Source organism: Pseudoflavonifractor gallinarum, from assembly GCF_014982855.1.
Classification (GTDB): domain Bacteria; phylum Bacillota; class Clostridia; order Oscillospirales; family Oscillospiraceae; genus Pseudoflavonifractor_A; species Pseudoflavonifractor_A gallinarum.
The window spans coordinates 149,328-159,538 of the sequence record NZ_JADCKF010000010.1; the positions used below are offsets into that span (position 1 = coordinate 149,328).

General features: G+C 63.5%; 9 protein-coding genes. 3 read left to right on the plus strand and 6 right to left on the minus strand.

Features of this window, described 5'->3' with window-relative positions; genetic code table 11:
- Positions 1-7: 7 nt before the first annotated feature.
- Positions 8-280 carry a hypothetical protein gene (locus INF37_RS11915; protein WP_193538493.1) on the plus strand — a complete coding sequence of 91 codons (273 nt, stop codon included), beginning with the start codon at positions 8-10 and terminating at the stop codon, positions 278-280.
- Positions 281-554: 274 nt separating this feature from the next.
- Here INF37_RS11915 and tsaD read toward each other — a convergent pair whose 3' ends face one another.
- The 5 genes from tsaD to INF37_RS11940 all read right to left on the minus strand — a co-directional run bounded on the left by tsaD (position 555) and on the right by INF37_RS11940 (position 5,939).
- Positions 555-1,565, minus strand: coding sequence for a tRNA (adenosine(37)-N6)-threonylcarbamoyltransferase complex transferase subunit TsaD (gene tsaD, locus INF37_RS11920; RefSeq protein ID WP_193538495.1), 1,011 nt, complete (start codon positions 1,563-1,565; stop codon positions 555-557).
- Positions 1,562-2,158 (minus strand): GNAT family N-acetyltransferase, encoded by a 597-nt coding sequence (locus INF37_RS11925; protein ID WP_193538497.1) that lies wholly within the window; start codon positions 2,156-2,158, stop codon positions 1,562-1,564. Before INF37_RS11925 ends, tsaD begins: the two co-directional genes overlap by 4 nt.
- Positions 2,155-2,604 (minus strand): ribosomal protein S18-alanine N-acetyltransferase, encoded by a 450-nt coding sequence (gene rimI / locus INF37_RS11930; protein WP_101692870.1) that lies wholly within the window; start codon positions 2,602-2,604, stop codon positions 2,155-2,157. Before rimI ends, INF37_RS11925 begins: the two co-directional genes overlap by 4 nt.
- A 27-nt stretch (positions 2,605-2,631) precedes the next feature.
- The gene (polA, locus tag INF37_RS11935; RefSeq protein ID WP_193538499.1) at positions 2,632-5,292 is read right to left on the minus strand and encodes a DNA polymerase I; all 2,661 of its coding nucleotides are present in this window, start codon (positions 5,290-5,292) and stop codon (positions 2,632-2,634) included.
- 107 nt (positions 5,293-5,399) lie between these two features.
- Positions 5,400-5,939: a DUF4364 family protein gene (locus INF37_RS11940; RefSeq protein WP_193538501.1), complete on the minus strand. Its 540-nt coding sequence runs from the start codon at positions 5,937-5,939 to the stop codon at positions 5,400-5,402.
- A gap of 420 nt (positions 5,940-6,359) precedes the next feature.
- Here INF37_RS11940 and INF37_RS11945 point away from each other — a divergent pair, with 420 nt between their 5' ends.
- Entirely contained in the window at positions 6,360-7,463 is a 1,104-nt protein-coding gene (locus INF37_RS11945; protein ID WP_193538503.1) for a DUF3048 domain-containing protein, read from the plus strand.
- A gap of 318 nt (positions 7,464-7,781) precedes the next feature.
- The gene (bsh, locus tag INF37_RS11950; RefSeq protein ID WP_193538505.1) at positions 7,782-8,759 is read left to right on the plus strand and encodes a choloylglycine hydrolase; all 978 of its coding nucleotides are present in this window, start codon (positions 7,782-7,784) and stop codon (positions 8,757-8,759) included.
- A gap of 383 nt (positions 8,760-9,142) precedes the next feature.
- On the opposite strand, the gene INF37_RS11955 is transcribed toward bsh, so the two are convergent.
- On the minus strand, positions 9,143-9,772 hold the full coding sequence (locus INF37_RS11955) for a hypothetical protein (protein WP_328821076.1): 630 nt from the start codon (positions 9,770-9,772) through the stop codon (positions 9,143-9,145).
- Between the last annotated feature and the right edge of the window lie 439 nt (positions 9,773-10,211).

A 10,211-nucleotide genomic window follows, 5' to 3' on the forward strand; every position in this document is an offset into this window, starting at 1 on the left:
CTATCCCATGAAACGGATTTTCTGTATCCTTGCGCTTACCCTTGTGATCGGTATGGGGCTGGCGGGCTGTTCCGGCACGGAGCCCATGTCCTCCCCCACGCCTACGCCCACCATGGCGCCCACCAACTCCGACCACCCGGTCCAGGACGCCATCGACGGCGCCGGGGACGCGGCCAAGGGTGTGCTGGACGGCGCGGGCGATGTGGTCCGGGGCGCGGCCGACGGCGTGGGCAACGCCGCCCGGGATGTGGGCGACGGCATCAAAAATGCCGTCCAATGACCCCGCCCCTTTGCATAGAGAGGACCGGCTCCCGCCATGGGAACCGGCCCTCTTTTTCTATGTATCCAACGATATGCGCCTGTTTTGGGCGTGGGATGCCTCGCAGAGTTCCGCCGTCCGCAGACGGCGGAATGAAATCAAATCGTTTTTTCCGAGGACATGTGCCTCGGAAAAAACACTGCTCAGGCCGCAAGTGTGCGAGCGGCAGCGAGTGCGCGCGTGGACTGCACCCCTCTCTCAAACATGCTTGCATGTTTGAGAAGCGCAGCGCGCTTTAGCCTTTACTGATATCCCGGGTGGCGTAGGCGTTCAGGTCCATCCCGTCCCGCTTTCCGGCCAGATACTCATAGTAGCCCTGGCAGCCGATCATGGCCCCGTTGTCCCCGCACAGGGAGAGGGCCGGGAGATAGAGCTTGTCCCCGCTCTTGGCGCAGGCCCGCTCCAGGTCGGCCCGCAGCCGGGAGTTGGCCGCCACGCCGCCGGCAATGGCGATCTTGCCGTAGCCGCACTTCCGGGCGGCCGCCATGGTGCGGGGCACCAGGGTGTCGCTCACCGCCGCGCCGAAGGAGGCCGCCAGGCCGGGCAGATCCAGCGCCTCCCCCTTCTGGTTGGCGTTGTGGACCAGGTTGACCACCGCCGTCTTGAGCCCGGAGAAGGACATGTCCAGCTCGGCCCCCGCCACATGGGCCCGGGGCAGGTCGTAGCGGGTATCGTCTCCCCCCTGGGCCAGCTTGTCCATGGGGGCCCCGCCGGGGTAGCCGATCCCCAGGACCCGGGCCGCCTTGTCAAAGCACTCCCCCGCCGCGTCGTCCCGGGTGGCACCTAGGATCTCCATCTCGGTATAGCTCTTCACGTCCACGATCATGGTGTTGCCCCCGGAAACGCACAGGCACACAAAGGGGGGCTCCAGATCGGGATGGGTGATGTAGTTGGCCGCAATGTGGCCCCGCACGTGGTGTACCCCGATGAGGGGCTTTTTCAGGGCGTAGGCCACCGACTTGGCAAAGTTCACCCCCACCAGCACCGCGCCGATGAGGCCGGGGGCGTAGGTGACCGCCACCGCGTCGATGTCCTGCTTTCCGATCCCGGCCTCCCGCAGGGCCCGGTCGGCCAGGGCGGCGATGGCCTCCACATGCTTGCGGGAGGCGATCTCCGGGACCACGCCCCCGTAGGTGGCGTGCATATCGGCCTGGGAGGCGATGGCGTCGGAGAGCACCGTCCGCCCGTCCCGCACCACGGCCACGGCGGTCTCGTCACAGGAGGACTCCACAGCCAGAATAATCATGGTTTCGTTCCTTCTTTCTCTTGGATGGGGATGTGTACATAGCGCCGGTAGAGGGGCAGCAGCGTCCCCAGGCGGTAGAGGGCCCGGTGGGCCTCCATGGCCTCCCCGGTGTCCATGGACCCGGAGGCCGACCAGCCCAGCATGGCATACCGCACCCGGAAGATGTCGGCCTGGTAGTGGAGGTCAAAAAAGCCGTTTCGGGTATAGAAGGCCAGACGGCGGCGGCGCTTCTCCCCCTCCTCCGGGGAGAGATCTTCCTCCAGGGCCTCCACTTCGGCCAATAGGCCCCCCGTGGCGGCGTAGCGCCGCTGGAGCTGCCCCAGCATGGCGCTTCCCACGCCCCCGCCCCGCTTTCCCTGGCAGGCGGCCAGATAGTCCAGGAGCACAAAGCGCTCCCCCAGGCGCAGGAGGGCATATCCCACCAGCTCCTCCCCCCGGTAGAAGCCCAGGGCGTCGTACTCGCCCCGCTCCATCAGGCGCAGGATGGTCCACAGGGGCTTCAATTCCCCCCGGGGAAAGGCCTCCTGCATCTCCCAGCGGTAGATGCGCCGCATCTGCTGCCGGGAGAGGACGCGCATATCCAGCTCCATCATGCCCGGTCCCACTCCCGGGTCATGAGGATGGCGTCCTCCTTCGGGTCGTCGTAATAGTCCTTCCGGCGGCCCACCTCGTAGAAGCCGTGCTTCTCATAGAGGGCGATGGCAGGGGCATTGCCCGCCCGCACCTCCAGGGTGAGGAAGGCCAGCTTGGCCGCGCCGAACCGGACAAAGGTGTCGATGAGGGCGTCGGCGATCCCCTGCCGCCGGTAGGCCGGGTCCACCGCCACGTTGTCGATATAGCCCTCGTCCAGCACCACATGGAGCCCCGCGTAGCCCAGGACGCTGCCGTCCTCCCCCTCGGCCACCAGGAAGGAGGCCGTCTCGTTGTAGAGCTCCTCGGCCAGCATATCCACGCTCCAGGGGTGGGAAAAACAGGTCCGCTCCAGCGCCGCGATGCCCTCCAGATGGCTCCGGTCCATGGGGACCAGTTGGTAATTCATAGTAATCTGCTCCTTTTTTCTCGTTGCTCAGTGGGCCTCGGCCCAGCTCTTGCCCACGTGGGCGTCCGCCGTCAGGGGGACCGCCAGGGAGACGACCCCCTCCATCTCCTCCGTGAGCAGCTTCTTCACGGTCTCGGCCTCTTCCTCGGGGCACTCCGCGATGAGCTCGTCGTGGACCTGGAGGACCAGCCGGGCCTTCAGGCCCTCGGCGCGCAGCCGGGCATCCACCCGGATCATGGCCAGCTTGATGATGTCGGCCGCCGTGCCCTGGATGGGCATGTTGAGGGCCACCCGCTCCCCGAAGGAGCGCATATTGAAGTTGGAGGATTTGAGCTCGGGCAGCCAGCGGCGGCGGCCCATCAGGGTGGAGACAAAGCCGTCTTTCCGGGCCCGCTCCACAATATCGGTCATATAGGCGTGGACGCCGGAATACCGTTCAAAGTAGCGCTCCATGTAGGCCTTGGCCTCTTTCCGGGTGACGCCGATGTCCTGGGAGAGGGAGAAGTCCGAGATCCCGTACACGATGCCGAAGTTCACCGCCTTGGCCGCCGAGCGCATCTGCCGGGTCACCATCTCGGGGGGCACGCCGAAGACCTGTCCGGCGGTGATGGTGTGGATGTCCTCCCCGCTGCGGAAGGCGGAGATCATATGCTCATCCCCGGCGATGTGGGCCAGCAGCCGCAGCTCGATCTGGGAGTAGTCGGCGTCCACCAGCACGTTCCCCGGCCCGGCCACGAACATCTTGCGCAGCTCGGCCCCCAGCTCGGTGCGGATGGGGATGTTCTGGAGGTTGGGCTCGGTGGAGGAGAGCCGCCCCGTGGCGGTCACCGTGTTCTGGAAGGAGGTGTGGATGCGCCCGTCCGGGGCGATGACCTTGGTCAGCCCCTCCACATAGGTGGAGGAGAGCTTGGTGTACTGCCGGTACTCCAGCACGGCGTCCACGATGGGGGCCTGTCCCCGGAGCTTTTCCAGCACCTCGGCGTTGGTGGAGTAGCCGGTCTTGGTCTTTTTCACGGGGGGCAGCCCCAGCTTGTCAAAGAGGATGTGCCCCAGCTGCTTGGGCGAAAGGATGTTGAAGGTCTCCCCCGCCTCCTCGTAGATGCGCTGCTGGACGGCCTGGATGCGCCCCTCCAGCATCTCTCCGAATTCCCCCAGGGCCTTCCGGTCCACCAGGAAGCCCTCCCGCTCCATGCGGCTGAGCACGGCGCACAGGGGGAGCTCTACCTCGTAGTAGAGCTTGTCCATCCCCAGCTCGGTGAGCCGGGGGGCCATGGCCTCCTTCAGCGCCCCGATGAGGGCGCAGTGGGACAGGAGGGCGCCCAGCACCGTCCCCTCGTCCCCCAGGGGGGAGAAGGCGTCGGGGGCCAGGTAGGTCTCCTTGGCCTTGGGGTATTCGTGGTTGAACCAGCTCATGCCCAGCTTTTCCAGGTCATAGCTGCCGTCGGTGGGGGCCAGGAGGTAGGCGGCCAGGGCGGTGTCGAAGACAAAGCCATCCCCCTCGATGCCCTCCTCCAGCAGCCGGGAGAGGAGGCTCTTCACGTCGTGGGCGTTCTTTTGGATGTCCCCGGCGAAGAGGGCCTTTAAGAGGTCGTTGTACCCCTCCAGCTTGTCGGCGCGGAGGACCGCGGCGTGACACTCCCTCTCATTCACCCGGTGCTCCACCGCCACCACGTCCAGCCCCGGCAGGGCCAGCACGTTCACGCTCTCCTGCCCGCGCCAGAGCGCCAGCAGCTCCTGGGCCCGGGCCCCGTCCTCCACCACCTCGCTGGTGCAGGTGCCGGTAAACTGCTCCTCCTGCGGGGTCTCCCCCTGGGGGGCCTTGAGGCCCAGCTTGTCGATGAGCTTCTGGAACTCCAGCTTGAGGAAGAGGTCGTAGAGGGCAGAGGTGTGGCTCTCCTGCCGGAGGTTGTCCTCGGGGGCAAACGGAATGGGGGCCTCGCACCGGATGGTGGCCAGGTCATAGGAGAGCCGGGCGCCCTCCTCCCCCTCCCGCAGCTTTTTCAGCACGGCGGGCTTGGCCTCCAGGGTGTCCAGGCCCTGGTAGATGGCCTCCACCGAGCCGTAGCGCTGGATGAGGTCCATGGCGGTCTTCTCCCCGATGCCCTTGACGCCGGGGATGTTGTCGCTGCTGTCCCCCATCAGGGCCTTCAGGTCCACAATGTGGATGGGGTCGAAGCCGTACTCCTCCCGGAAGACCGCCGGGGTCATGTTGCGGGTGGTGGTCTGGCCCATGCGGGTGGTCACCAGCTTGACGGTGGCGTGGTCGCTCACCAGCTGGAGGGAGTCCTTGTCGCCGGTGACGATGACGGTCTCCCACCCGGCCGCGGTGTCCCGGGCGGCGATGGTCCCCAAGAGGTCGTCGGCCTCCCAGCCGTCCAGCTCATAGCGGGGGATGTTCATGGCGTCCAGCACGTCCTTCAGAATGGGCATCTGGGCGGCCAGCTCCTCGGGCATGCCCTTGCGCTGGGCCTTGTAGCCCTCATAGGCCAGGTGGCGGAAGGTGGGGGCCTTCCGGTCAAAGGTCACGCACAGGGCGTCGGGCTTCTCCTCCTCCAGCAGCTTGAGCAGGATGGTCACAAAGCCGTAGACGGCGTTGGTAGGGGTGCCGTCCTTGGTGGTGAGGGGCCGGATGCCGTAAAAGGCCCGGTTGATGATGGAGTTGCCGTCAATGGCCATGAGTTTTTTCATAGGATGCCTCCGTCCCGAATCTGATTCCTTCTATTATATCCGCTTTTTCCGCCCGGCACAAGTCCGCCCCCGCGGAACGGAACACTCCATCCCCGGGGGCGGTATCCTTATTCGTCCTTGCTGTCCTCTTTGTCCAGCAGGGCGGCCAGCACCTCGTTGTAGACCCGCTCGGGCTTGGCCTGGAACCCCTCGGACAGGCGGGCGGCCTGGTCCCGGTTGACGCACAGCAGCTCGATGGTCATGATGTTGCCGCCCTCGTCGTCCAGGGTCATGCGGGCGGTGAGGCTCCCGTCCGGCCGGGGCAGCACCTCGGTGCGGACCTGGGCGTTGCGCCGCAGGATGCCGTTGACCGTGGCCAGGTTGGCGTTGCACTTGTGCTTGACCGAGTAGGGCAGGCTGCTCTCGCAGGCCTCGCCGTTCTGGCGGCCCTTGTCGGTGATGGCATAGAGCCCATCCTCCAGGGTCATATGCCCGGTCTCCACCAGCTCGGCCACCGCCTCGGCAAAATCGAAATAGTCCACGCCCTCGTCGCACATGGTCAGCTCGGTCAGCGTGGGAAAGTCGATGGGTGAGGCCACCCGGGCCATAATGTAGAGGACCAGGAACTTGATCTCCATTTTGTCGTGGATGAAACCAAAACGGCTCATGGAAGGGACCACCTTTCTGCGTTTGCAGTCTTTTCTCTGTACTGCTCAGTTAAAGTCATTATACGGTATTTTTTCCGGCTTGGCAAGAGCGCAGGTCCGCGTGTCGAACAGGTTCGACACGCTTCTCAAAAATGCAAGCATTTTTTCGAGGGGGTGCAGGCCGCCGCATGCACTCGCTTTCGCTCGCACACTTGCGGCCTGAGAAGTGTTTTTTTCGAGGCGCATGTCCTCGAAAAAAACGGATTGAGTCGTTCTTTCGCCGCCCCCGGGCGGCGAAACTCTGCCGAGGGCTTTTTTCACGCGAAAAGAGCGTGTCTGCCGTGCTGTTTTTCCCGCCGTTTTTGTCTTTCTTGACAGAGTTCGGCCGGGAGGGTATCATAAAATTATCCCGGAATTACCAGGAAAGAGAGGCTTTCTTCCATGTTGACCAAGAAGCTCGCCCCACTCTGTCTCGCTCTGCTGCTGGGCCTGAGCGCCTGCGGGAAGCCCACGGCCCAGGTCTCCCCCGCGCCGGAGCACTCCCTCCCGGCCCGGACGCCCGAGCCCATTCCCACGCCTACCCCCGAGCCGGAGTATACCGGCCCGGTGAATCCCCTCACGGGACTGCCCATCGCCGGGGAGTATGTGAACCGCCGCCCGGTGGCCATCATGCTCAACAACCTCAAGCAGGCCCTCCCCCAGGTGGGTGTCTCCGACGCCGACATCATCTATGAGTGCCTGGCCGAGGGCGGCATCACCCGGATGCTGGGGGTCTATCAGGACCCCAGTCAGGCGGGGGCCATCGGCTCCATCCGCTCCTCCCGGCCCTACTATCTGGAGCTGGCCCTGGGCCACGACGCGGTCTACATCCACGCCGGCGGCAGCCCCGACGCCTATGAGAAGATCCGCGCCTGGAACGTCACCGCCCTGGACGGGGTCAACGGGCCCTACTGCGGCTCCAGCCCCGGCTCCAACCTGATGTGGCGGGACGCCGACCGGCGGCGCAACATGGGCTATGAGCACAGCGTCATCACCACCGGCGAGACCATCGTGGAGCGCTTCGCGGGCTACTCCTTCCGGCAGGAGCACCAGGAGGGCTATACCTACGAGATGAACTTCCTGCCCGACGGCACCCCCTCCGGCGGGGTGACGGCCAACACCATCACCGTCCCCTTCTCCAACGTGAAAACGGGCGTCTTCACCTACGACCCGGAGCAGGAGCTCTATCTGGTGGAGGAGTACGGAAAGCCCTATGTGGACGGCAACACCGGCGAGCAGGTGGGGGTCACCAACGTGCTCATCCTCAAGACCCGGTGCTCCGCCATCCGCGGGGACGACAAGGGCCGCATCACGGTGGACCTCACCAGCGGCGGCACCGGCTACTATGCCTGCGGCGGCCAGCTCATCGACATCCTCTGGAGCAAGGGGGGCCGGAATGAGCAGCTGCGCTATACCGACCTGAACGGCAACCCCATCTCCCTGGGGGCCGGGCACAGCTATGTGAACATCGTCCCCCTGGACTCCGACGTGGAGATCCAGGGCTGAGAAGACAGCTTAGGCGTCTCCGGTCCTCTCAGACCGGGGACGCTCTTTTTCGGTTTTCTTTTCTATTCTCTTATCTTGACTTACTCTCTCCGCCATTTTTGTCGGGAGGGGTCCCGCCATTTTTGTCAGGAGGGTCCCGACAATTTTGTCGGGAGGGGGGTGCTCCCGTCGTAAATTTCTTTAAAAGATATTATACGCTTTTCTTTATATCTTGTCAAGATACCGCAAGGGCGTCTGCCCGCCGGAAACCAGCGGAAGGTTTGCTTTTTGGCCTCTCCCGGGGTATACTGAAAAAAAGGTTGCAAGGAGGCCTGTTTTATGTGTACGAGCGTCGCGTTTTCTGCCCCCCGGAAGCTGTTTGGCCGCACGCTGGATCTGGAATATTCCTTTGGACAGCAGGTGGTGATCACCCCCCGAAACCATCCGCTGCACTTCCACCGGCGCAGCACCATGGCGCACCATCTGGCCATGATCGGCATGGCCACGGTGGATCGGGATACCGCCCTGTATGCGGAGGCGATGAACGAAAAGGGCCTCTACATGGCGGGCCTGAATTTCCCCGGAAATGCCTATTACACCCCGCCGGAACAGGCCGCAGCGGACGCCGTGGCCCCCTACGAGCTGATCCCGCTGGTGCTGGGCCGCTGTGAGACCCTGGCGCAGGCCGAAGCCATCCTGAAGGGGATCGATCTCTTGAACCTTCCCTTTGCACCGGGCTATCCGGTGGCCCCGCTGCACTGGCACATTGCCGACGGCACCGGCTCTATGGTGCTGGAGGTCATGGAGGACGGGGCCCATCTCTATCCCGACCCGGTGGGGGTGCTCACCAACAATCCGCCCTTTCCGTACCAGCAGATGAACCTGAGCAATTATCAGACCCTCTCGCCCCATCCCCCCAGGAACACCTTTGCGCCGGAGCTTCCCCTGGCCGTATACGGGCAGGGCATGGGCGCGCTGGGACTGCCCGGCGATGTCTCCCCCATGTCCCGCTTTGTGCGGGCGGCCTTTTTGAAGGAGAACGCCCTCTTTACCGGGGATGAACTCCAGGATGTGACGCAGTTCTTCCACATCCTGGATGGCGTATCCATGGTCCGGGGAAGCGTTATCACCCCGGAGGGAAAGCCGGACCTGACCCTGTATGCCTCCTGCGCCGATGCCTCCCATGGGGTCTATTATTATAAAACCTACGAAAACCATCAGATCAACGGAGTGCGTTTTACCGAGGCGCTGATGGATGGAGAGGCGCTCTCCTGCTATCCGCTGGAGAATCAGCAGCACGTACACTGGGTCAATTAAACGATAGGTTTCCATGCAGCGGCTCCCCTGGCCAAACCGACCGGGGGAGCCAAAATTAGTAGGAGACCGTATCTCTAGGCTGTTTGCGGCAAGTGCCTCGCAGAGTTCCACCGTCCGCAGACGGCGGAAGAATATTTCAATCCGTTTTTTTCGAGGACATGCGCCTCGGAAAAAACACTGCTCAGCCTGCAAGTGTGTGGCCCTTCCCGGGACCCCAGACAAAGCCCAGCGAAGCGGGTTTGTTTGGGAGAGGAGGGGCAAGGGAGTGAAGTAAGCCCTGGCCGTCAGGCCGGGGTGAACGGTACGGACTTTGACCCGACGAGGTGCGCGCAGCAGGCTGCATCTCCCTCGAAAAAACGCTCTGCGTTTTTGAGAAGCGCAGCTTAGACCATGCAGCCGTTCTTGACCTCCCGGTAACACGCGGGGGTGCCGGGGGCCTGGTTGGGCGGGAAGAACTCATCCACGGGGAACTTCACATGGCGGAAGATCTCACAGGGATCGTCCTCGTTGCCGCCGCAGGTGCACTCCTTCTCGGGCAGGCAGTAGTCGTAGATGGGCATGAGGAGCTGGGTGTCCCGCTCCAGCCGGATGATGGAGAACTGCCCCAGGCTCACATAGACCCGCTTGCCCTGGTTGCCGAAGCACAGGTCGCTGCAGAAGCAGGCGCAGATGCAGGGCGGGATCTCGGTCAGCTCGCAGTCGCAGGGGTGGCACTCGCACACGTCCACCAGCTTCATGTTCAGGACGATGGGGTCCACCGCCTCCACCACGGCGGTGGGCACGCTGCACCGGCGCATCTGGGCGTCCGGGCCCTCGTCCAGGCAGGAGGAGAAGACCTTGGCGCTGCTCTCGCTGCCGAAGAGGATGACCCGCTTGTCAAAGACGCACAGGCCGCTGATCTCCACCGGACGCACCGCGCCCACAAAGGCGTCGGCCGTGACCCGGTAGTAGTAGCGGACGTCCACGGTGTAAAAGCCGCGGTTGAACCCGATGGGCTCCACGTCGATGTACACATAGATCAGCTCGGCCTTCCCGGCCTTGATGCTGACCGCCCGGTCGATGGCGCACTGGGAATCCTGGGTGGGATAGAACCGCAGATCTTCGATGCAGTCCTTGTCGGAAGATATAGCGTCTTAAATACAATCTATTTAAATATTAAAGTTTTGGGGGAAAAGAAAGCCCGCAGGTATCAATCTGTGGGCTTTTACTATACCTTCGCCACCTGCTCAGCGGCCTGCTACTGGAGGCAATCCCTACGGGCATTCCTCACTCTGTATCCTCATTGTGTTCGACTCCCCCCGCCTCCACCAAAACAAAATCCCCTCTAACCGCAATGGTTGCAGGGGATTTCTTTGTGCCGCAATGGTTTAGAGGTTTGTACTCAGTACAATTATATTGTACTACGTACCATATTTTTTAACACAATACAAGTCGAAATTGCACACGGATTAC

Bases quoted from the DNA above. Each gene is read 5' to 3' on its own strand.
- rimI (WP_101692870.1), bottom strand. From the start codon at position 2,604: ATGAATTACCAACTGGTCCCCATGGACCGGAGCCATCTGGAGGGCATC.
- INF37_RS11915 (WP_193538493.1), top strand. From the start codon at position 8: ATGAAACGGATTTTCTGTATCCTTGCGCTTACCCTTGTGATCGGTATG.
- INF37_RS11925 (WP_193538497.1), bottom strand. From the start codon at position 2,158: ATGATGGAGCTGGATATGCGCGTCCTCTCCCGGCAGCAGATGCGGCGC.
- polA (WP_193538499.1), bottom strand. From the start codon at position 5,292: ATGAAAAAACTCATGGCCATTGACGGCAACTCCATCATCAACCGGGCC.
- INF37_RS11945 (WP_193538503.1), top strand. From the start codon at position 6,360: ATGTTGACCAAGAAGCTCGCCCCACTCTGTCTCGCTCTGCTGCTGGGC.
- tsaD (WP_193538495.1), bottom strand. From the start codon at position 1,565: ATGATTATTCTGGCTGTGGAGTCCTCCTGTGACGAGACCGCCGTGGCC.
- INF37_RS11940 (WP_193538501.1), bottom strand. From the start codon at position 5,939: ATGAGCCGTTTTGGTTTCATCCACGACAAAATGGAGATCAAGTTCCTG.
- bsh (WP_193538505.1), top strand. From the start codon at position 7,782: ATGTGTACGAGCGTCGCGTTTTCTGCCCCCCGGAAGCTGTTTGGCCGC.